At 69.5% G+C, this 22,292-nt stretch carries 14 protein-coding genes; 8 read left to right on the forward strand and 6 right to left on the reverse strand.

The genetic code is table 11. From position 1 onward, the window contains the following. The first annotated feature begins 6 nt into the window (after nucleotides 1-6). Nucleotides 7-2,538: an FxSxx-COOH system tetratricopeptide repeat protein gene (fxsT, locus tag TCUR_RS07915; protein ID WP_012851963.1), complete on the forward strand. Its 2,532-nt coding sequence runs from the start codon at nucleotides 7-9 to the stop codon at nucleotides 2,536-2,538. 60 nt (nucleotides 2,539-2,598) lie between these two features. Here the strand turns inward: fxsT and TCUR_RS07920 are convergent, their stop codons facing one another. Beyond that, the gene (locus TCUR_RS07920) at nucleotides 2,599-3,936 is read right to left on the reverse strand and encodes an HEXXH motif domain-containing protein (protein ID WP_012851964.1); all 1,338 of its coding nucleotides are present in this window, start codon (nucleotides 3,934-3,936) and stop codon (nucleotides 2,599-2,601) included. 29 nt (nucleotides 3,937-3,965) lie between these two features. Next, entirely contained in the window at nucleotides 3,966-5,198 is a 1,233-nt protein-coding gene (locus TCUR_RS07925) for an FxsB family cyclophane-forming radical SAM/SPASM peptide maturase (RefSeq protein WP_012851965.1), read from the reverse strand. Between the two features lie 636 nt (nucleotides 5,199-5,834). Here TCUR_RS07925 and TCUR_RS07930 point away from each other — a divergent pair. The 3 genes from TCUR_RS07930 to TCUR_RS07940 all read left to right on the forward strand — a co-directional run bounded on the left by TCUR_RS07930 (nucleotide 5,835) and on the right by TCUR_RS07940 (nucleotide 11,031). After that, on the forward strand, nucleotides 5,835-7,916 hold the full coding sequence (locus TCUR_RS07930) for a SpoIIE family protein phosphatase (protein WP_012851966.1): 2,082 nt from the start codon (nucleotides 5,835-5,837) through the stop codon (nucleotides 7,914-7,916). A gap of 252 nt (nucleotides 7,917-8,168) precedes the next feature. Beyond that, nucleotides 8,169-9,848 carry an RNA polymerase sigma factor gene (locus tag TCUR_RS07935; RefSeq protein WP_012851967.1) on the forward strand — a complete coding sequence of 560 codons (1,680 nt, stop codon included), beginning with the start codon at nucleotides 8,169-8,171 and terminating at the stop codon, nucleotides 9,846-9,848. A 187-nt stretch (nucleotides 9,849-10,035) separates the two neighbouring features. Continuing rightward, nucleotides 10,036-11,031 (forward strand): hypothetical protein, encoded by a 996-nt coding sequence (locus tag TCUR_RS07940; RefSeq protein ID WP_012851968.1) that lies wholly within the window; start codon nucleotides 10,036-10,038, stop codon nucleotides 11,029-11,031. Nucleotides 11,032-11,055: 24 nt separating this feature from the next. Here the strand turns inward: TCUR_RS07940 and TCUR_RS07945 are convergent, their stop codons facing one another. Next, nucleotides 11,056-11,814, reverse strand: coding sequence for a YaaA family protein (locus TCUR_RS07945; protein ID WP_012851969.1), 759 nt, complete (start codon nucleotides 11,812-11,814; stop codon nucleotides 11,056-11,058). 116 nt (nucleotides 11,815-11,930) lie between these two features. Beyond that, nucleotides 11,931-12,161 (reverse strand): DUF7455 domain-containing protein, encoded by a 231-nt coding sequence (locus TCUR_RS07950; RefSeq protein WP_012851970.1) that lies wholly within the window; start codon nucleotides 12,159-12,161, stop codon nucleotides 11,931-11,933. A 267-nt stretch (nucleotides 12,162-12,428) separates the two neighbouring features. On the opposite strand from TCUR_RS07950, the gene TCUR_RS07955 reads away from it, so the two are divergent. From TCUR_RS07955 to TCUR_RS07965, 3 genes are all read left to right on the forward strand, one after another. Then, nucleotides 12,429-14,510: a DNA gyrase/topoisomerase IV subunit B gene (locus tag TCUR_RS07955; RefSeq protein WP_425358359.1), complete on the forward strand. Its 2,082-nt coding sequence runs from the start codon at nucleotides 12,429-12,431 to the stop codon at nucleotides 14,508-14,510. 193 nt (nucleotides 14,511-14,703) lie between these two features. Next, nucleotides 14,704-16,062, forward strand: coding sequence for an APC family permease (locus TCUR_RS07960; protein ID WP_012851972.1), 1,359 nt, complete (start codon nucleotides 14,704-14,706; stop codon nucleotides 16,060-16,062). 153 nt (nucleotides 16,063-16,215) lie between these two features. Next, nucleotides 16,216-16,575 carry a hypothetical protein gene (locus TCUR_RS07965; protein ID WP_012851973.1) on the forward strand — a complete coding sequence of 120 codons (360 nt, stop codon included), beginning with the start codon at nucleotides 16,216-16,218 and terminating at the stop codon, nucleotides 16,573-16,575. A gap of 613 nt (nucleotides 16,576-17,188) precedes the next feature. On the opposite strand, the gene TCUR_RS07970 is transcribed toward TCUR_RS07965, so the two are convergent. Next, nucleotides 17,189-17,755, reverse strand: coding sequence for a thioredoxin family protein (locus tag TCUR_RS07970; protein ID WP_012851974.1), 567 nt, complete (start codon nucleotides 17,753-17,755; stop codon nucleotides 17,189-17,191). A gap of 1,364 nt (nucleotides 17,756-19,119) precedes the next feature. On the opposite strand from TCUR_RS07970, the gene TCUR_RS07975 reads away from it, so the two are divergent. After that, a complete protein-coding gene (locus TCUR_RS07975) occupies nucleotides 19,120-19,434 on the forward strand; it encodes a PDDEXK family nuclease (RefSeq protein ID WP_148232955.1) in 315 nt (104 codons plus the stop codon). Nucleotides 19,435-19,784: 350 nt separating this feature from the next. On the opposite strand, the gene TCUR_RS07980 is transcribed toward TCUR_RS07975, so the two are convergent. Next, on the reverse strand, nucleotides 19,785-22,286 hold the full coding sequence (locus tag TCUR_RS07980) for a DNA gyrase/topoisomerase IV subunit A (RefSeq protein WP_012851978.1): 2,502 nt from the start codon (nucleotides 22,284-22,286) through the stop codon (nucleotides 19,785-19,787). Nucleotides 22,287-22,292 lie beyond the last annotated feature (6 nt).

Genomic DNA, 22,292 nt, shown 5'->3' on the forward strand with positions numbered 1-22,292 from the left:
CAGGGCATGACGCGGGGAGGATACACCGGGGCCGGCGGGCCGTCGGTTGCCGTCCCTGAGGTCTGGGGGAAGATCCCGCCCCGCAACAAGAACTTCACCGGGCGGGAAGAGCTGCTGGCCACCCTGCGGCGGAACATCAGCGGGCAGGTGACCGTGGTGGTTCCACACGCCCTGCAAGGCCTGGGCGGTGTGGGCAAGACCCAGCTGGCGATCGAGTACGCCTGGCGGTTCAGGTCCGAGTACGAATTGGTGTGGTGGATCCCGGCGGATCAGCCCATCCTGGTCCGTTCGTCCCTGGCGGCGATGGCTCCGCACCTGGGCCTTCCCTCGGCCTCGATCATGGGAACGGAGGAGGCCGCCGAGGCGGTGCTGGCGGCGTTGCGCCGGGGAGATCCCTACTCGCGCTGGTTGTTGATCTTCGATAACGCTCACGAGCCCGAGGACATCAACGATGTCATTCCCCGCGGGCCCGGCCATGTGCTGATCACCTCTCGTAACCAGCGCTGGGAGGGAGTGGCCGAAACCCTCCCGGTGGACGTGTTCACCCGGGAAGAAAGCGTGCAGTTTCTCAGCAAGCGAGTGCCGCGGGCGATCAGCCCGCAGGACGCCGACGACCTTGCGGAGGCGCTGGGAGATCTGCCGCTGGCCCTGGAACAGGCGGGCGCGCTGCAGGCGGAGACCGGCATGTCGGCCAGTGAGTACTTGCGGCTGCTGCGCGAGCGCACCAGCCAGCTGCTGTCGGAGGGCAAGCCCAGCGAATACCCGGTGTCGATGACGGCCGCATGGGCGCTGTCGGTGAACAGCCTCAACAAGAAGATGCCCGAAGCAGTGGAACTGCTGCGGTGCTGTGCCTTCTTCGGACCCGAACCCATTCCCCGGGACGTCTTCTTCCGGGCCCACCCGGGGCTGGGCCCCAAACTGTCCGCACTGCTCAAAGATCGCATCCGGCTCACCCGCGCGATCGGGGAACTGGGCCGCTATGCGTTGGTGCGCATCGACTTGGCCAGCCGCACGATCCAGGTGCACCGGCTGATTCAGGCCCTGCTGCGCGATCAGCTGTCCGAGGCCGAGCGGGCGCGGATCCGCAACGAGGTGCACCTGCTCCTTGCCCAGTTCGTGCCCGAAGACCCCGAGGACACTAATAACTGGGGCAGATACCAGCAGCTGGTCGGGCACATCGAGCCGTCGGGAGTGCGGGAGAACCAGGACCCGGCGATCCGTGACTTCGCCCTTAACATGGTGCGATACCTGTACATGTCCGGTGACTATGCCTCGGCCCGCCGGCTGGTCAATCAGCTGCTGGATCAGTGGGCGGCCAACGCCGGCCAAGAAGACCTCCGCATTCTGGCGGCCAGGCGGCATCTCGGCAACATCCTGCGGGCTCTCGGCGAGTACAGCGCCGCCTACGAGATCAACAGGGCCGCACTCGACGCCGCTCGGGAACGGGGCTTGGAGAGCCATCCAGAGGTGGTCAACCTCACCAACTCGCTGGGGGCCGACCTGCGGGCCCGGGGCGAGTTCGCTGAGGCGCTGAAACATGACGCCGAGTCCCTCAGACTGCACGAGGAGGTCTTCGGCAGGGAGAACATCGCGACCCTGCGAGCGATGAACAGCCTCGCACTGGACTACGGGCTCAACAGCGACTACGCCCGCTCCAGGGAGCTGCATCAGGATGTGTTCGATCTTTTGCACTCCGGAGAGCAGAACGCCGGCGCGGCCACCGTCCTGAACGCGTGGACCGGGCTGGCCCGTGCGGTACGGCTGTGCGGTGACTACGCGGAGGCCTGCGACCTCGGCGAGGACGCCTACTACTACGGCATCGAGCAGTTGAGCGCCGATCATCCGTGGACCCTGCGGACGGCCAAGGACCTGTCCATCGCCTGGCGACGCGCGGGCGACTATGAGAAGTCCCTGGAAGTGGCCGAGGAGATGCACTCCCGGCACTTCCGGCTGTTCGGGATCGACCACCCCGACACCTTGGCCGCCGCGATCGCCCTGGCGAACATCCAGCGGACGGTGGGGCGGCTGGATGAGGCCATGGAGCTGGCCGCCGACACGGCCCGGCGCTACTCCAAGGCGTACGGCGGCGACCATCCCTTCAAACACGGCTGTTACGGCAACCTGGCGCTGCTGCGCCGGGTGTGCGGGGACGCTCAAGGCGCCCGGGAGACCAACGAGAAGGCATTGGCGGGCCTGGAGAGCAAGCTCGGGCGGGACCACCACTACTCGCTGACGGTGGCCACCAACCTCGCCAGCGACCTGGCGGTGCTGGGCGATCTGGAGAACGCCTGCCGGCTCGGTCAGGGCACGCTGCGCAGGCTGCGCAAGCTTCTGGGCGAGACGCACCCGATGACGCTGCTGTGCGCGGCGAACCTGTCGGTCTCCCTGCGGGCGGCCGGCGAGGAGGAACAGGCCGAGCGGCTGTACGAAGAGACCATCGACGCCTACGCCAGAACGCTGGGGCTGGAGCACCCGGACGCGGTGGTCGCCCAGGAACGCCGGTACCTGGACGCCGACTTCGACCCGCCGCCCATCTGATCCGAAGCCAGGTCCGCCCGGTGTCCGTCTCCCCCCGCGAGACACCGGGCGGATCTCCTTTCAGGAGGCGGGCAGCAAAGAGGGCTCCCCGTTGCGGAGCCGCCAGCGGGTCAGGTGACGGCGGGCAGCCTCGTGGGCGCGCTCCAAGGCCGGACGGCTCACCGGCTCGTCCAGCCAAGGGCGCAGGGTGCGGCGCATCCGTGCGACGAACGCCTCGCCTTCGGGGGTGAGCCGGCCGCTGGCCAGCAGGGTCCGGGCGCCCAGGTCCGCCGCCTCCCGCCAGCGGGCGAAGTCGCTGTGGGCGCGCAGGGCGAGCGGGCCCGACTCGCGTTCGCGCTGGCGCCGCCAGAAGCCGGCGATCCCGAGGTGGGCGTACGTGCCCTGCAGCAGCCCTTCGGCCGGACGGGGATCCTCCCGCCAGGGCGCGTAGTAGCGGCTGCCGTCGTCGGGCAGGGTCAGCGGGACCACATCCAGCAGCGCCGACAGCTTGGTGTGCTGCACCTCGTGGGCCAGCGTCACCGCGAAGAAGTGGGGGTCGGGCGGGGTCGACAACCCCACGTTGCCGAAGGCGTGCCGGGGCGTGGCGCTGGATTGGCCCTGCTTGGGCGGGGTGAGCGGAGTCAGCACGGTGATGGAGGAGGCGACCTCCTCGGCGGTGGTCCAGTGCCCGCTGCACAGAATCCGCCAGGCCTGCTGGAGCGTCTCCCGCCAGTACCGCAGCTCCTCATCTGTGAGCCGTCGGTCCAAAGGGGCGCTCCCAGGGGCGCGGTCGGGGTCATGGTCGTCCAGCAGGAACTCCACCCGGGATCCCTGCCACTGGGCGCGCAGCCGGCGTAGCGCCTGCCAGCCGGGTCCGTCTTCGTGCGGGTCGCTGGGGATCGTAATGGTGACGCCTGCCGCGATCACCTCGGACCGGTTGGGGCCTGATCGCACCAATGCGGTGTCCTGGCCCGGGAGCAGTGCGCGCCCCAGAGAGGGAAGAATGACGGCACCCTCGCGCACCGGGACCTCCACCGTACAGGGACGTCGTGCCCGGACGGCCGCCGCGGCGGCCAGGGCCGCCAGCTCCCCTGGGCGGGCCGTCTTCGGATCTCCCTGCTCGCCGAGCAGTGCCAGCAGGGTGCGCCGTGCCCACACCCCCACGAGGGGGTAGGACAGCACAGACCAAGTCTGGGCGGGATGGGTTTGCTCGATGTCGGCCAGCAGGCGGTAGGCGTGCCGGGCCTGATCCGCCTCAGCGTGGCCGACCTTGGTCGCAGCGTTCTGCACACCATGGATCAGCAGCATGCGTTTGCTGCGTTGCGCCGCATGCAGTGCGGTCAGGGCGCGTGCTCCACCTCCTCCAGCGGCCAAGGCGAAGAAATCTTTTTTGGGGACGTGGTGTCTGCTGAAATCCATCGAATATTTCCTCCGCATGATGGGCATGGTCAGGAGGAGGGCTGGATCAGCGTCGCAATGTCCTTGGCGACCACTTGGTGGATGTGGGTGATCAGGCGGAACAGGTCCGGGCAATAAACCGAAGGGTTGGCGAAGCCCGTACCGGAGCGGTAACGGTGCGTGTAATGCCCCCCGCCGCAGACCCGTTGCAGCGGGCAGGAACGGCACTGAGCGGCCAATGCGCGGTGGCCGATCTGCCGGGCTGCGATCTGGGGCAGCAGCAGCGCAGAGTCGAAGGAATCCCGGGCGACGTGCAGCGGGGTTCCCGCGGCGCCGTGGTAGGCGGACTTGAGCGTATCGACCTGCTCGATGGCGCCGTTGGTCTCCACCACGGCGACGGCGACCGGCGAAAGTCCGACCGACTCGCTGCTCGAAGGCCGGCCCACCAGCAGCCGGAAGATCTCACTGAACAGCCGGATCCGGGTCTTGCGGACCGGAGCCCGGTACCAGTGCTCGAAAATCTCGATGAGCCAGTCGGCGTAGGGCGTGGCCGGGTCGCCGGGGACACGTCCGGGGGGTGGGGCGTCCCAGTTGCCGTGGGGGAGCAGGAAATCGATGCCCGGCGGCTCGAATTTCAGCAGCGCCTCGTAACAAGAGACCGGATCGTTGCGCAGGTCGATGGTGCTGAGCAGGCCGCTGAACAGATGCCGGTAGGCCGGATCGGTCAGCCTGTGCAGGCCCTCCATCACCGCGGCATGGCTGCCCTGGCCGTTGGCCCACCGCCGATGCCGATCGTGGGCCTCCTCGTCACCGTCCAGGCTGACGCTGACGGAGATGTTCAGTTCGTCGAACAGCGCCAAAAAGCTCGAATCGAGCCGGATGCCGTTGGTCTGCACATGAAACCGCACGGAGATATCCGGCCCCGCTGCCGCGCGTATGGTGTCCACCGCGTACCGGATGTGATCCGGACCGGCCAGTAGTGGTTCGCCGCCGTGCAAGATGACGGTGACCTCCGGCAGCTCGTTGGCACGGGCGTGCTCGGCGATTCGCCAGGCGACATGGTCCAGGACATGCCTGCTCATACGCCGAGGCTGCCGCCGCCAGCCCTGGTCGGCCATCTCGTACATGTAGCAGTAGTCACAAGCCAGGTTGCAGCGGCTGTGGATCTTCAAGACGAACTGCTGGAAGGGAGTGGGGCGCCACCCCTCCTCCAGCAGTGCCTGAACGTCGAGCAGAGCCGGCCATTCGGTTTCGGGTCCCGTCGGGTCGGCGGAGGCTGTCACGCTGGTCAACCTCCATGGTCGGATTACGAGCGCGACATTGCGCTTTGCCTGGCTCGTCGCTACACGTACACCCTAAGAAGATTTCCGAAGTCCATTGCGCCCAAGTCTACTGGCTGTGCCGTGTGGGAGCAGTGCTCCTTCCGGCGCTGTTGGAAAAGCAGCAAAGTTCTTCCTAAATCACCTGTTATAGGGTGCTTGTCTGGCAAAGTGACCGGAACCGGTCACCGATGTTGTCCGTGATCGAAAGCGCGCAGCCGGGTAACGCCGTCTCGCCCACCCGCCGGTGCCGTACGGCGTAGGATCTTCTGACGGCCGCCCGTCGTCGGAGTGCCGCCCCGCCGAGCTCTCCGGCGGCATGGGGGACGCCCGTCACCTGGTGACCGGGGATGGGCGGCCGGCAAGGCCGTCCGAACATGTTGCCGAACGGGACTTCCTTCGGCGCTGAACCCCCGAGATGATGAAGACCTGATTCCGACCGGTGTTGCGATGGAGGTGGGAGCGCTAACCTGCTCCCATTCACTCATAGTGATGAAGACTTGCCTCACGGTACGGGCTCTTCTGCTATCCGTGCTATCCGGAAGGCTCTTGAAAATGAGCGCCGCCGACCGGCGACCGAAGGATTCGGAGGTGTCGAAGATGAGCGCCGATACGTCCGTGCCGCATCCACGGGTCGCCGGCTTGGACGCGGTCGACTCGGCGTTGCTGGCGGCGCTCATGAAGGACGCCCCGGTGGGGCTCGCGCTCTTCGATGAGGAACTGCGCCTGCGGCGGGCCAACGACGCCATGCTGGAGATCCTGGGAGCGCGGGCCGAGGACGCGCTGGACCGGCGGCTCTCGCAGGCGCTGCCGGGCGATCCGGCCACCACCGTGGAGACCGCGCTGCGCAAGGCGCTGGCCGAAGAACGCGCGGTCACCGACATCGAGCTGGCCGTGCCGCACGGCGAGCAGGACGCCTCCGGCGGCCGCCCGCGCTACTACGCCTGTTCCTGCTTTCCCTGCCGCCAGGACGACGAGCGGTCCGCAGGAGTGATCTTGACCGCCCTGGAGGTGACCGAGCGGAGGCTGGCCGAAGAGCAGATCCGGCGCAGGGAGCAGCGCTACCGCTCGCTGGTGGAGACCAGCTCCCAGGTGGTGTGGGTGACCTCCGCCGACGGGAGGGTCGTCGAGGACGCGCCGGAGTGGCGCGCGGTCACCGGCCAGAGCGTCGAGGACTACCTGGCCGGCGGCTGGCTGGCCGTGGTGCACCCCGAGGAGCGCCCGCGGGTGGAGGCGGCCTGGCGGGAGTGCCTGGCCGACCAGAGCCCCTTCGAGGCCTCCTACCGGGTGCGCACCCGCGGCGGTACCTACCGGTACTTCGATGTGCGGGCGGTGCCGATCTGGCGGGGCGATGCGGTGGTCGAGTGGGTGGGCGCCAACACCGACGTCACCGGGCAGCGCGAGGCCGAGGAGATGCGCGGGCGGCTGACCGAGCAGCTGTCGGCCGCCGCGCTGCGCACCGCCCGGCTGCAGCAGGCCACCTCGATGCTGGCCGAGGCGCTGACGGTCAGCCAGGTGGTGCAGGTGATCACCGAGGTGGGGCGCTCGGCCATCGGCGCCGACCACTCGGCGGTGGCGCTGCTGGACGACGACAAGCTGCGGCTGAGCATCATCGCCCCGGCCGAGGACGGCGACGGCGGCACGGCGCTGCGCGGCGCCATCTCCATCAACGAGCCGACCGTGATGTCGATGGCGATCCGCGAGGGCCGTCCCTTCACCGCCGGCTCTCCCGACCAGCTGCGGCTGCACCTGGGCCGGGACGAGACCGCCACCTTCCCCTGGCACGCCGACGAGCGGGCCTGGGTGGGGCTGCCGCTGCTGGCGGCCGGAGCCCCGATCGGCGCGCTGCGTTTCTCCTTCACCCGGCCGCGCGAGATCACCGAGGAGGAGCGGGTCTTCCTGGAGGCGCTGGCCGGCCAGTGCGCCCTGGCGGTGGAGCGGGCGCTGCTGTTCGAACGCGAGCACAAGACCGCCGAGGAGCTGCAGCGCAGCCTGCTGCCCAGCGACCTGCCGCAGGTGCCCACCATGCGGCTGGCCGCCCGCTACCACCCGGCCACCCGGCATGTGCAGGTCGGCGGCGACTGGTACGACGCCTTCCGGCTGCCGGACGACCGGCTGGCGGTGGCGGTGGGCGATGTGATGGGCAAGGGCGTGCTGGCCGCCGCGGGCATGGGCCGGGTCCGCAACGCGCTGCGGGCGCTGGCGCTCAACGATCCCCGGCCGGCCGCGGTGCTGGCCGGGCTGGACCGGTTGTTCGCGGCCACCGAGGACGAAGAGCAGTTCACCACGGTCGCCTACGCGGTGATCGACCCCGAGACCGGGCAGGGAGTGCTCAGCAACGCCGGGCATCCGCCGCCGCTGCTGCTGGGCGGCGAGCGGCCCGCCCGGCTGAGCACCGCCGAGCCCGGAACCCCGCTGGGCTGGCCGAGCCAGCGGCAGCAAACAAGTTTTTCCATCGAAACCGGCAACACTGTGGTCTTCTATTCCGATGGACTTGTGGAGAACCGTAGGCGGGGGGTGGACGCCGGCCTGGCCGAGCTGGTCACGGTAGCGGCCGACGCCCCACCGGAGGTGGTGGCTGATCCGGAGAGACTCGTCGACTTCCTGGTCGATCGGATGCTTGCCGGATACGAGCAAGTGGACGATGTGACCGTGCTGGCCCTGCATGTCCCGCCCAAGTAGGGCGTGCTGACCGCACAGGCGTACGGAGGACCGCCCGATGCCCTCTAAGGTGGTTGGGGTACCGGGCAGGACTCTTCGAAGCGGAATGTGCGGCCGTGCCACAATGCTTGACCTTGGTGAGAGCGGGTACGCTGCAGTGCCGCGCGATCAGTCAGGCCCTGCCGAGTGCGAGCTGCTCAGGCTCCGCCACCAGCGGGGTCACGCCCGCCAGGGCACTTGGGTCATAGCCACACGTTCGTTCGAGAGGTATTTGTGTCGCCTGCTAGCTCGACCTCGAAAGCGTCAGATCTGCACGAGCACGTCATCGGGCAACTGATCGAGCGTGGACGGTCCCAGGGTTACCTCGAAGCCGACGACGTACGCCGTACGTTCGAGGAGGCCGACATCCCCGTGTCTAAGGCCTCCAGCATCTTGCGGAGCCTCAGCAAGGAGGGTGTGACCGTCATGGTGAGCGCTGCCGACTCCGCGGCGCCGAAGCGTTCGCGCAAGCGGACATCGGCGGGGCGCAGAACTAAGACCAAGACGACGGCCGCGGCCAAGGAGCAGCAGCCGGACACGGTGACCGCGGTCGTCGGCGAGGAGACCGGCAAGAGCAAGAGCACGGGCAAGGCCACATCCAAGTCCACTTCGGCCAAGAAGAGCTCCGCCTCGACGAGCCGTGGCAGCACGACCAAGAAGTCCGCGCCGGCCAAGAAGAGCTCCACCAAGAAGTCCACCTCGACCCGCAAGACGGCCGCCAAGGCCGGCTCGGCCAAGGCGTCGTCCCTCCTCAAGGACGACCCGGAGCTGGTGGACGATGTCGAGGTCACCGACCTCGACGACGACCTGGACCTGGACGTCGACCTGACCGACGACCTCGTCGATGACGTGATCGACGAGGAGGACGAGCTGGACGAGGAGGAGGACGAGGCCGCCGAGACCTCCAAGAGCTCCTTCGGCAAGGACGACATCGACGACGACGTCCTGGTCATCACCGACGACGACGATGACGCCCCGGCCCAGCAGATCGCCTCGGCGGGCGCCACCGCGGACCCGGTCAAGGACTACCTCAAGCAGATCGGCAAGGTTCCCCTGCTCAACGCCGAGCAGGAGGTGGAGCTGGCCAAGCGCATCGAGGCGGGCCTGTTCGCCGAGGAGCGGCTGGCCACCATGGGCGACCAGCTGTCCGAAGAAGACAAGGCGGACCTGGAGTGGATCGCCGAGGACGGCCGCCGCGCCAAGGCCCACCTGCTGGAGGCCAACCTGCGGCTGGTGGTCTCGCTGGCCAAGCGCTACACCGGGCGCGGCATGCTGTTCCTGGACCTGATCCAGGAGGGCAACCTGGGCCTGATCCGCGCGGTGGAGAAGTTCGACTACACCAAGGGCTTCAAGTTCTCCACCTACGCCACCTGGTGGATCCGGCAGGCGATCACCCGGGCGATGGCCGACCAGGCCCGCACCATCCGCATCCCGGTGCACATGGTCGAGGTCATCAACAAGCTGGCCCGCGTCCAGCGGCAGATGCTGCAGGACCTGGGCCGCGAGCCGACCCCGGAGGAGCTGGCCAAGGAGCTCGACATGACCCCCGAGAAGGTCATCGAGGTCCAAAAGTACGGCCGCGAGCCGATCTCGCTGCACACGCCGCTGGGCGAGGACGGCGACAGCGAGTTCGGCGACCTGATCGAGGACTCCGAGGCGATCGTCCCGGCCGACGCGGTCAGCTTCACGCTGCTGCAGGAGCAGCTGCACTCGGTGCTCGACACCTTGAGCGAGCGTGAGGCGGGCGTGGTGTCGATGCGGTTCGGGCTGACCGACGGCCAGCCCAAGACCCTGGATGAGATCGGCAAGGTCTACGGGGTGACCCGCGAGCGCATCCGGCAGATCGAGTCCAAGACCATGTCGAAGCTGCGCCACCCCTCCAGGTCGCAGGTGCTGCGCGACTACCTCGACTGAGCGCTTCGCCCGGCGAGCCGTCCCCTGCGGGACGGCCCGTCGGGCTCGCCGTCTCCCCGCCGTCGGCGGGTGACGCCCGCGTGGTTGACCGGTTGAAAATTGTCAAGTCAAGTGTTTCGCGGGTGCGTAACATACTATTTACATGTAAGTAGCGCTGCCTGTTCCGCTTCTTCCTACGCTCCCCAATATGGGAGTGATGGAGCTCGACCGGGTGCGCCACCGGTCTTCTGGAGCACGATCCCGCACTGCACGTCTGGTACGTGGGCGTCCCTGGTGGGACCCCATCCTGGACCGGGCCGTCGAGGCCGTCCGCGACCGTTACCTGAGAGCCGGCGTGGCCCTGCTGGCCGACAGCCGTGCCGACCCGGAGGTGCGATCCCTGCGGGTGGAGGCGCTGTCCAAGGCCGCCGTCGGCTTGAGCCAGGGGATCGAGGCGTTGCTGGCCGAAGATCCCCGCAATCCCGACCTGTGGCTGTGGCTGGGACGCACCCGCGTCGAGGAGGCGTGGAAGATCCGGCCCGACGCCCGGGCTCGTTCGGTGCAGGCCTCCGGCTTCACCGCCTACACCAAGCGGATGCGCTCGGCGCACGAGCCGCTGCTGCGAGCCGCCGAGCTGTTCCCCGCCGATCCCGTCCCCTGGGAGTCCATGATGTGGATGGCCCTGGGCCTGGGCATGGACCGGGAGAACAAGGACGCCCTGTGGGAGCAGGTCTACCGGCGCTGTCCCACCCTGTTCGGGGCGCATGTGGCCCGGGTCGTCACCCTCTCCCCGCAGTGGGGCGGTATGAAAGAGGAGATGTTCGACTTCGCCCGGGTCGCGATGAGCACCGCCTCCCAGGAGGACCCGCGGGCCGCGCTGATCCCGCTGGCCTATTTTGAATATTTTGTGCAGGAACGTTCCGGAATCATCCGTGGGGCGTCCTCCTGGTTCTCCGCCGACGAAATCCGCGAGGTCCAGAACGCCGCACGAGGGTGGTTCGAGGGCCATCGCCCCCATCCCCGCACGATCCAGGCGCACAACTTCTTTGGAGCCGCCTTCTACCTGGCCGACGCCCGGCGGCCCGCTCGCCAGCATCTGATCCGCACCTACGGGCGGCCGAGCGGCCGTCCCTGGAGCTACCTGGGCGACGAGACCGACCAGTACATCAAGGCCTGCCGCAACCTCAACCTCGACATCACCTGATCCGGGCCGAAGGCGCCGGGGCGATCAGGCGTGCAGGACGACGTCCAGCCGCCCGCCGCCGTCGGCCAGTTCGGCCGTGTAGCCCAGATCGCGGACGGCCTTGAGCAGCTCCTCGGGGGAGGCCGGATCCACTCCGGCGTTGAGCAGGTCATGGGCGATCTTGCCGCGCGTGGCCTTGGCCGCGTGGCTGACGACCGTGCGCCGGGGAGTCCCGTCCGGGCCGGACCTTTGGCGGAGCACCCGTACGGCCGTGCAAGGCGCCGCGGGCCGCCACGCGGCCGCATAGGGGGCCGAACGCATGTCCACCACCAGGCCCGCCGGGCGCAGCGCCCGCGCCAGGGCCGGCCGCCAGAACGCGGCCAGCGCGCCCAGCGGAGGCAGGGCGAGCCCCATCGCCAGCCGGTAGGGCGGGACCCGGTCCGTCAGGCGCAGCGCGCCCCACAGCCCAGACAAGATCACGATTTGTTCTTCGGCCGCCCGCCTGGCGTCGGCGTTCAGCGATTCCAGCGCCAGGTTCTCGTGCAGCACACCGGTGTAGAGCCGGGACGCCGGCAGGGTGGGAGCCCGGCGCAGCTCCCGGTTACGGCGCAGGGCCTCCTGCGCCTGCGTCCGCGGCAGCGCCAGCACGTGCGCGGCGTCCTCGCGCCGGCAGACCCGCTCCAGTGCCGCCAGCGCCCGTTCCCTGGCCGGTCTCAGCTCAGGGAAGCTCAGCTCCTCCAGACGCAGCGGCGGGCCGTCCCCGTCGGAGGCCTTGCCCTCCGACGGCGGCAGCACGATCAGCATGCTCTCCCCGATCCATGGTCAGCGGTGGACGCACGCGCGAACGGCGGCCACCGCTGTGATAGCCGCCGTTCGTGGTCTATGACCCCGGGGGCGTCCGGGGGCTTTTTATCGAAGGGCTACCGCTCCTGCCGGTGAGCGGTGGCCGGGGTCTTCATCAGCCGGTCGGTCTCGTCGTAGATGTCCGCCCCACAAGCGCGGAGCGACGCGCTGTACTTACGCCCGTGGTGGGCGCAGAACAGAAGGTCGCCGCCGCCCGCCAGGACCGCACGGACATAGGCCTGAGCACCGCAACGGTCGCACCGGTCGGCGGCCGTCAGCGGCTTGGTTGGGGCTAGGGCTCCGGTCACGGCACCTTCCTCAAATCTCGGGGTCGGTACTTAGGACAACATCTAACCCGACGCCGAGCTTCCCAACCCGGTTCTCACTACGCCCAGAGCGGAATGGGCCAATAGGTGACCGACGTCACATGTTGTCCGGTGCCGGGAAACTCACCGCTTCGCCTCCTGCCAGGTCAGAGCGGTGAAGCGGCGAGCCTTTGAGTGAAATGTCAGCGGGCGGGGGTAGCCTTCTGCCCGATGCCCTGACCCCCGAGGAGCGCAAGCACGTTGACCGCAGTGACCGCCGAAGCACCCGCACATGACGACCCCCACGGTTACTCCGCCCGGCACCTGTCGGTGCTGGAGGGCCTTGAGGCCGTGCGCAAGCGGCCGGGCATGTACATCGGGTCCACCGACAGCAGGGGCCTGACCCACTGCCTGTGGGAGATCGTCGACAACTCCGTGGACGAGGCGCTGGCCGGTCATTGCACCAAGATCTCGGTGGTGCTGCACGCCGACGGCTCTTATGAGGTGTGCGACAACGGCCGCGGCATCCCGGTGGACATCGAGCCCAGGACCGGCCTGCCCGGTGTGGAGCTGGTGATGACCCGGCTGCACGCCGGCGGCAAGTTCGGCGGCGTCTCCTACACCGCCTCCGGCGGCCTGCACGGCGTGGGCGCCTCCGTGGTCAACGCCCTGTCGGCGCGGCTGGACGTGGAGGTCGACCGCGACGGCCACACCCACGCCATGAGCTTCAAGCGCGGCCTGCCCGGGGAGTTCGCCGCCCCCGGCCCTGAGCGGCGCTTCAAGAAGAAGTCCGGGCTGCGCAAGATCGCCGAGGTGCCCCCCGGCGTGACCGGCACCCGCGTGCGGTTCTGGCCCGACCTGCAGATCTTCCTCAAGGACGCGCGGATCGACACCGAGACGGTCATGGACCGGATGCGGCAGACCGCCTTCCTGGTCCCGGGCCTGGAGATCAGCGTCCGTGACGAGCGCGGCGAGGAGCCGGTCGCCGAGACCTTCAAGTTCGACGGCGGCATCAGCGAGTTCTGCGACTACCTGGCCAAGGACGAGCCGATCTGCGACACGCTGCGCTTTCGGGGCCGCGGCCACTTCACCGAGACCGTCCCGGTGCTGGATGAGCAGGGCCACCTGACCCCCACCGACGTCGAGCGCGACCTGGAGGTCGATGTCGCGCTGCGCTGGGGCACCGGCTATGACACCGTCTGCAAGTCCTTCGTCAACGTCATCGCCACGCCCAAGCACGGCACGCACGTCACCGGCTTCGACCGCGCCCTGGTGCGCACCATCAACGAGCAGCTGCGCGCCACCAAGCTGCTGAAGAACGGCGATGAGCCGGTCACCAAGGACGACATCCTGGAGGGCCTGACCGCCGTGGTCACGGTCCGGCTGCCCGAGCCGCAGTTCGAGGGGCAGACCAAGGAGGTGCTGGGCACCTCGGCGGCCACCCGGATCGTCGCCCGGGTCGTCTCCGAGGGGCTGAAGGAGGCCTTCGACAACCCCAAGCGAGGCGCCCGCCAGCAGATGCGCGCCGTGCTGGAGAAGATCGTCGCCGCCGCCAAGGCCCGCATCGCCGCCCGCACCCACCGCGACAACCAGCGTCGCAAGAACGCCCTGGAGAACTCCGCCCTGCCGGCCAAGCTGGTGGACTGCCGCACCACCGACGACCGCAGCGAGCTGTTCATCGTCGAGGGCGACTCGGCGCTGGGCACCGCCAAGCTGGCCCGCAACTCCGAGTTCCAGGCCCTGCTGCCGATCCGCGGCAAGATCCTCAACGTGCAGAAGGCCTCCATGGCCGACATGCTCAAAAACGCCGAGTGCGCCGCCATCATCCAGGTGGTCGGCGCCGGCTCCGGCCGCACCTTCGACCTGGAGGCGGCCCGCTACGGCCGGGTCATCTTGATGGCCGACGCCGACGTCGACGGCGCCCACATCCGCTGCCTGCTGCTGACGCTGTTCTACCGGTACATGCGTCCCATGCTGGAGGCCGGGCGAGTGTTCGCCGCGGTGCCCCCGCTGCACCGCATCCAGCTCACCAACCCCAAGAAGGGGCAGGACAAGTACGTCTACTGCTACACCGACGCCGAGCTGCGCCGGAAGCTGGTGGAGTTCGAGCGCCGCGGCATCCGCTGGAAGGAGCCCATCCAGCGCTACAAGGGCCTGGGCGAGATGGACGCCGACCAGCTGGCCGAGACCACCATGGACCCGCGCCGCCGGATGCTGCGCCGCATCCGGTTGCACGACGCCGAAGAGGCCGCCAGGATCTTCGACCTGCTGATGGGCAGCGAGGTGGCCCCCCGCCGGGAGTTCATCACCGCCGGCGCCGCCGAACTGGACGCCGAACGCATCGACGCCTAAGCCGCGGCGAGCCGCCGCGAGGTGTTCGGATGCGCCCGCCGATCACGGCGAAACGCTCTGCCGGGGCGCGTCCGGACCGTCCCTTCGCCCGGGTGTGATCTGGGCGGGGAGAGCGGTTCGGGCGCGCCGCCCGGGGTATGTCGATCATGAAAGCGCGGGGGGCGCCTGACCGCGCGGGCATCGGGAGGGCGTGATGGCGAAGGCGGTCACCGGAGCCGGTGCGCAGACCGGCGAGCTGCGGCGGGTCATCGGGCGCAAGGTGCTCGCGCTGTTCGTGGTGGGCGACATCCTCGGAGCGGGGATCTACGCCCTGGTCGGCAAGGTCGCCGGAGAGGTCGGCGGGGCCATCTGGGTGCCTTTTGTGACCGCCTTCGTGCTGGCGGCGCTGACCGCCTCCTCCTATGCCGAGCTGGCCGGCAAGTACCCGCAGGCGGCGGGGGCCGCGCTGTATGTCAACAAGGCGTTCGGGCTGCCGTTCGTGACGTTCATCGTGGCGTTCGCGGTGATGATGAGCGGGATCACCTCGGCGAGCGCGGCGGCCCGCGCCTTCGGCGGCGACTACCTGGCCGAGTTCGTCTCGCTGCCGGCGCTGGTGGGGGCGCTGCTGTTCCTGGCGCTGGTGACGGTGGTCAACTTCGCCGGGATCTCCGAGTCGGTCAAGGTCAACGTGGTGCTCACGGTGATCGAGGCGTTCGGGCTGCTGGTGATCATCGCGATCGGGGCCTGGGCGCTGGCCACCGGGGAAGGAGAGCCGGGCCGGGCGCTGCAGTTCCGCGAGGGCGGGGTGCTGCTGGGCGTGCTCGGCGGGACCGCGCTGGCGTTCTACTCGCTGCTGGGCTTTGAGGACTCGGTCAATCTGGCCGAAGAGGCCCGCGACCCGGCCCGGGACTACCCGCGGGCGCTGTTCGGCGGGCTGGGGATCGCGGTGGCGATCTATGTGGCGGTGGCGTTCACCGCGACGGTGCTGGTGGACACCGACACCCTCAGCTCCTCCAGCGGGCCGCTGCTGGAGGTCGTGCACGTGGCCGGGCTGAGCTTCCCGCCCAAGCTGTTCGCGCTGATCGCGCTGCTGGCGGTGGGCAACACCGCGCTGATCAACATGATCATGGCCTCTCGTCTGGTGTACGGGATGGCGCGCGAGCGCATCGTGCCCGCGGTGTTCGGCATCGTCCATCCCACCCGGGCCACGCCCTGGGTGGCCATCCTGTTCACCGTGGCGCTGGCGGTGATCCTGGTGAGCACCGGCGATATCGGCGGGCTGGCCGACACCACCGTGCTGCTGCTGTTGTGCGTGTTCGCGACGGTGAACGTGTGCGTGCTGGTGCTGCGCCGGGACCGGGTGGCGCACCGGCACTACCGGGCGCCCACCTGGATGCCGGTGCTGGGCGCGGTGGCCTGCGTGCTGCTGGCCCTGCCGATCACCGGCAGGGACGCGGCGGTGTATCTGCGCGCGGCCCTGCTGGTGGCCATCGGGGTGGCGCTGTGGCTGGTCAACCGGGTGATCGTGAGCAGGAGCGCAGGCGGCGGCACGCCTGGGCCCGGCGCCGGGTGACAGACCCCAACATCGGGGCGCCGGACGGCATAAGGCTCGTCAAACCGCCGGGGCGGCCGATGCCCGCGACCGAAGACGCGGACACAATGTGTTCGTTCAGTGACGTAATGCAGTAGACGTGCCGGGCGGTCGCCGGGTGGGGAGGGGCGCAGGGTGCCGAAGACACAGCTGATCGCGGACTATCTGCACACCTGCGCCCGGTGGCGGATCAACCTGGTGGAGGAGAGCGACTGCGGGCGCAACGCCCGCGCCGCGATCGCGCTGATCGACGCGGCGGAGTACGCGGCCTCCCTGGACGAGCACGACCAGGTGGTGGTGCGCCTGGCGGTCGCCGGCTGTTTCTCCGGCGGCCGGTTCGACCCCGGCGGGGAGGGCGAGCGCATCGTCCGGAACTGGTGCTATGACGGCGGGCTGCAGCACCCGGGCGAGCTGCTGGAACTGCTGGCCGAGGCGGCGGAGCGCACGGTCGCCTCGGCGCCGCGCCCCCCGCGTCCGCGCACCGCCCAGCCGTGAGGGCGCCGTCCGGGCGCACCGGCTACACGAAATCGCGGTGGTGGAGCTGAGGCTTGCCCGTCGGCGTGGTGAAGATCCTGCCGCGGGACCTGCTGGGCAGCGGTCGCATCACCGTAGGCAGGCCTTCGCCGACCGTATGACCGGGAAGCCTTGAGGCGGGTGCTCGTTGGACTCGGAAAACCTCTGGGGCAGCAGGCCCGCCCGGCCGCACGCCGCTGCGGCGGACCGTCCAGGCGCTGAGCGAGGTGCTCTGGCGCCGGACGCGCACCGGAACCACATCGGGTGCGGGGCCGTGCACGATCGTGAGCCGTCCGGACGCCGCGTTCGGCGTGATCTTTGGGTCGGCGGCGGGCCCGGGACCCGCGGGCGCGTCCACAGCGCTCCGCCCGCTCCACGGGCAGCCGCCCATCCGTCGTGCGGGCATGGCTGCCCGTGCCCGGTGGTCGGACTGGCCGAGATCATCGCCAAGACGGCGGCGGTGCCGGTGGACCGGACATCGGGCCGGTGGGGCCGTCCGATCACCTGCAGTGGCGGCCCTCACCGTGGACGTGCGGGCTGCAGGCCCTGCCGGTCCGGTTCACCCCGGCCATCCGCGGAAAGCGCCCTGCCGAGGTCAGGCCGGTTCGTTGCCCGGCTTCCACTTGATGCCGCAGCCGAGGCTGGGGACGTGCGGCTCGGGCACGGTCTTGCCGGCCAGCACCAGGTCGATGGCGGCGCGCAGGGAGCTGCCGTCGGCGGGGACGTCGTTGCCGGGCCGGGCGCCGTCGAACTGGCCCCGGTAGGCCAGGCGCAGGTCCCGGTCGTAGAGGAAGAAGTCGGGAGTGCAGGCCGCCCGGTAGGCCTTGGCCACCTCCTGGGTCTCGTCCACCAGGTAGGGGAAGGTGAAGCCGGCCCGCTCGGCCTGCTCGCGCAGGTGGTCGGGGCCGTCGTCGGGGTAGTTGGTCACGTCGTTGCTGCAGATGGCCACGGCGGCCAGGCCCTTGTCCCGGTATCCGGCCACGACCGAGCCCAGGGCGGACTCGATCCGCCGCACGTACGGGCAGTGGTTGGACAGGAACATCACCAGCACCGCGGGGGCGCCCGACAGGTCCTTCAGCGACACCGTGCCGCCCGTGATCGCCGGGAGCGTGAAGTCGGGAGCCGGCGTTCCGAGCGGAACCATGAACGAAGCGATGGCCATGACACCATCCTGACAGAGTCGGCCCGCCGCCCGACTGAGCTTTTCAAATATTTCCTATCTAGAAAGTTGATTTCTTGTGCGGGGTGTGCCTACGCTCGTTGCGTGCCGTCGAACAAGCGCCTGACCAGCAGAGGCCACATCGACTTCTGTCGCGTGGCCAGCGCTCTGTGTCCGCGCTGACCGCGCCCCCGTGGCGACAACCCTCCGAGGCGACGTGCGCGCCCTGCCGGCCGGCGTGAAAAGACCTGCCGGAGCCGGACTTTCCACCCCCCTTTTCGGCGCCGAAGGGTGCCGTGGCGTCCGCCTGCATGTCTGCCCGGAGGGGACGCGACCGAAAACGCCGCGGGAACGGGCCGCCGAGGCCGCCTCCCGGCCGTGCGTGCCCGACAAGCCGGAGCCTTCCCTCCGATACGGGAGGCGATCGAACCGGACTGTTGAACTCGCCCTGCCCGCCGCCATGCGGGACGCCCCGGAAGCGGGCACCCGCTGTGGCGGCGGGGCGACAGGGCTCACCGACGGCTCGGCCCGGTGCTTGTGTCCTCACCGGCCGAGCCCGGAGGGCGCCGTCAGTGCGGCGCGGGGCCTGCGCCCGTCGCCTTCGGCGTCCTCCGGCCGCCGGGAGCGGCAGGCCGCCCGAGGCGGACCTTGGGGTGGGGGCCGCCGGCCCGCCGCTCCCGGCCTTCGGTGTTCACCGGGAAAGGGGCGCTGCTCGTGGTGCTCCTGAGGTCCAGGACATATTTCCCGGTAAAACTACGGCAGTATTGAAATCATGGTGAGGGTTTTTGTGTCGAGATGTGCGTGCTCGGCCCTTGCTCACCTGCCGCCATGTCGACTTCCGGTGGGTCACGGCAGACCGCTGTAGCCGCGTGTACCGGAACTGAGGTTTTCTCATCGAAATGAGGAGGGTGATCCGGGTGCACGGCGCCCATCGGAACGGCGCCGGTGTGCTGTCGCCCCAGTCGAGAGCGATCCGGCGCAAGGGCGCCTTTCGGTACGTGGCCTTCGAGGTCTAGGACGGGGCTAGGGCGGTTTCCAGCGCCATGATGTCGCAGGTCACAGCGGAGTTCCCGGATGTAGCGCCCCAGCAGGCGACCTCCGGAACGGCGTGTCGAAAAGGCCCATCGAGAAAGCCTCACTGGCCGGCCTAACTCCGAACGAATTTCGCGGGCCGTCTTCAAAGGGAACTGTGAACAGGAGTGTGCTTTTCCTGATCTGAGAGTTTGTCGTGCGCGCTTATAGTGAGTTGGTGCTGATCTGCAGAAATTTGCTGTCTTCTGTCGACCTTGGATAGTGCGCTTCGTGTCCAGATTGACACGGAGCACGTGACAGGGAGAACGGGAGAGGGCAGAGCCATGCTCCTTGCGATGGTCCGGCAGGAGGTGGCTCCCGAGATGGGCGAGCAGTCCACGCGCCTGCGCCTGGGGGAGATCTACGAGTCGTTCGACATGCCGGGGCTGCGGGCTGAACTGCTCGATGAGCGGCTCATTGTGAACCCGATGCCGATCAAGCTGCACAACCGCGTCGTCACCTGGCTGACGGCGGAGCTACTGGGCCTGTGCGCGGAACGGGACTGGGATCTGCTGGCCCATGGCGCAGTGGAACTAGCGAAGACCTCCGACAAGGTGCAGCCGGATCCCTTCTCTGCCCACTGGACGAATCCATCGATCATCAATGGCTGATCTTCGCCAAGGACGTGCTGCCGGCGGTCGAGGTCGCCTCTTCCGTCCAGCGGGCACGGCGACCATGAGGTCGAACGGAGCGCCTGCGCGCGCAGCGAGATCCCGATTTACCTGGTCATCGACCCTCGGGACGCCGGGATCACCCTGTATTCGGGGCCGGAGCCGGGCGGTTATTCGCCGATGGCGGCCGTGCCGGTCGGCGACAAGCTCGACCTGCCCGGGCCGTTCGGGATCGTCTTGGACACCGGGACCACGCCGAGGCGTCCGGAGCGTTCTGAGAACGCCCAGCGGAAACCGGGGCGATGACCGTTGCTCCCGTGGCCGGGAGCGGCCACGGGAGCAACGGGTGGCTATTCGGCGGAGGGCTCGGGCGGCTCCTCGGGCAGGGGAGGCAGGAGCGAGCCGATCGCGCCGCCGATGGCGGCGATGGCGGTGGGGAGCTTGTCCCCGGAGCCGTCACGGCGGCCCAGCTCGGCGGGCAGCTCCACGGTTTTGCCGGCCTCGGAGACGGCGCGCAGCGGGGCCGGACCGGCCCACGCCCGCAGCAGGACGTCCTCGCCCTTGAGGAAGCGGTGGGAGCGGACGCCGCCGGTGGCGCGGCCCTTGCGCGGGAAGACCGCATAGTCGGAGACCTTGACGGCCCCGTTCTGGGTGCCGGGCAGGGCGGCGGAGGAACCGGCGATCGTCACCACGCGGGACTCCCGGTCCGGGTCGACGGTGCCGAACCAGATGACGCGGGCGCCCTCCGACAGCTTGATGCCGGCCATGCCGGCGGCGGCGCGGCCCTGCGGGCGGACGTTGGCGGCGGCATAGCGCAGCAGCTGGGCGTCGCTGGTGATGAAGACCAGGTCGTGCTCGTCGGAGGCCAGCTCCACGGCGCCGACCACGCGGTCGCCGTCCTTGAGGGAGATGACCTCGAACTCCTCCCGGTTGGCCGGGTAGTCGGGCACCACCCGTTTGACCACGCCCTGTTCGGTGCCCAGGGCCAGGCCGGGGCCGTGTCCGGTCAGCGAGCCCAGCCCGACCACGCGCTCCCCGTCGGCCAGCGTGGTGTACTCGCTGATCGGGGCGCCGCCGGCCAGTGACGGCGGGCCGTCGCCGGGCGGCAGCGCCGGCAGGTCCAGCACCTCCACCTTGATCATCCGTCCGGCGGAGGTGACCAGGCCGACCTCGCCGCGGGTGGTGGCGCGCACCACCGCGGCCAGCACATCGTGCGGGCCGCTGCCGCTCTCGGCGGGCAGCGGGCCGGGGCCGGCGGTGCGGGCCAGCAGCCCGGTGGAGGACAGCAGCACCAGGCACGGCTCGTCGGGGACCTCCAGCGGGACGGCGGCGGCCGTCTGCCCGGAGGACTCCAGCAGCACGGTGCGGCGCGGGGTGCTGAACTTCTTGGCCACCTCGCCCAGCTCCTTGGCGACCAGCTTGCGCAGCTTGCGGTCGGACTCCAAGATCGCGGTCAGCCGGGCGATCTCCTTGCCGAGCTGCTCGGACTCTTTTTCCAGCTCCAGCCGGTCGAAGCGGGTCAGCCGGCGCAGCGGGGTGTCCAGGATGTACTGGGCCTGGATCTCCGACAGCTCGAAGGTCTCCATCAGGCGCCGCTTGGCCTGGGCGGAGTCGTCGCTGTCGCGGATGATCGCGATGACCTCGTCGATGTTGAGCAGCGCGACCAGCAGCCCTTCGACCAGGTGCAGCCGCTCCTGGCGCTTGCGGCGGCGGAACTCGCTGCGGCGGCGCACCACCTCCAGGCGGTGGTCCACATAGACCTGCAGCAGCTCCCGCAGGCCCAGCGTGCGCGGCTGGCCGTCGACCAGCGCCACGTTGTTGATGCCGAAGGTCTCCTCCATGGGGGTGAGCCGGTACAGCTCGGCCAGCACGGCCTCGGGGTTGAAGCCGTTTTTGACCTCGATGACCAGCCGCAGCCCGGTGGTGCGGTCGGTGAGGTCCTTCAGGTCGGAGATGCCGGTCAGCTTCTTGGCCTGGACCAGGTCCTTGATCTTGGCGATGACGCGTTCGGGACCGACCCCGTAGGGCAGCTCGGTGACCACGATGCCCTTGCGGCGGGGGGTGACGTTCTCGATCCGCGCGGTGGCGCGCATGCGGAAGGTGCCCCGGCCCTTGGCGTAGGCGTCGCGGATGCCCTCCAGCCCCACGATGATCCCGCCGGTGGGCAGGTCGGGGCCGGGCACGAACTGCATCAGCTCCTCGAGCGTGGCGTCGGGGTGCTCCAGCAGGTGCCGGGCGGCGGCCACCACCTCCCCCAGGTTGTGCGGGGCCATGTTGGTGGCCATCCCGACCGCGATCCCCGAGGCCCCGTTGACCAGCAGGTTCGGGAAGGCCGCGGGCAGCACCTCCGGCTCGCGCTCCTGCCCGTCGTAGTTGGGCCGAAAGTCGACGGTCTCCTCGTCGATGGCGTCCACCATCAACATGGCCTCGTTGGACAGGCGGGCCTCGGTGTAGCGCATGGCGGCCGGCAGGTCGTCGCCGCCCAGCGAGCCGAAGTTGCCGTGCCCGTCCACCAGCGGCATCCGCATCGCCCACGGCTGGGCCATGCGCACCATGGCGTCGTAGATGGCGCTGTCGCCGTGCGGGTGCAGCTTGCCCATCACCTCGCCGACGACCCGGGCGCACTTGACATGGCCGCGGTCGGGCCGCAGCCCCATCTCGTTCATCGAGTACAGGATCCGGCGCTGGACGGGCTTGAGCCCGTCCCGGGCGTCCGGCAGGGCCCGGCTGTAGATGACCGAGTAGGCGTACTCGAGGAAGCTGCCCCGCATCTCCTCGGAGACATCGACGTCGATGATGTTCTCCTCGAAGTCCGGCGGGGGAGGGGGTGCTGGGGATCCGCGTCGTGCCATGCCCAC

The sequence above is a fragment of the Thermomonospora curvata DSM 43183 genome, assembly GCF_000024385.1.
GTDB classification, from domain to species: domain Bacteria; phylum Actinomycetota; class Actinomycetes; order Streptosporangiales; family Streptosporangiaceae; genus Thermomonospora; species Thermomonospora curvata.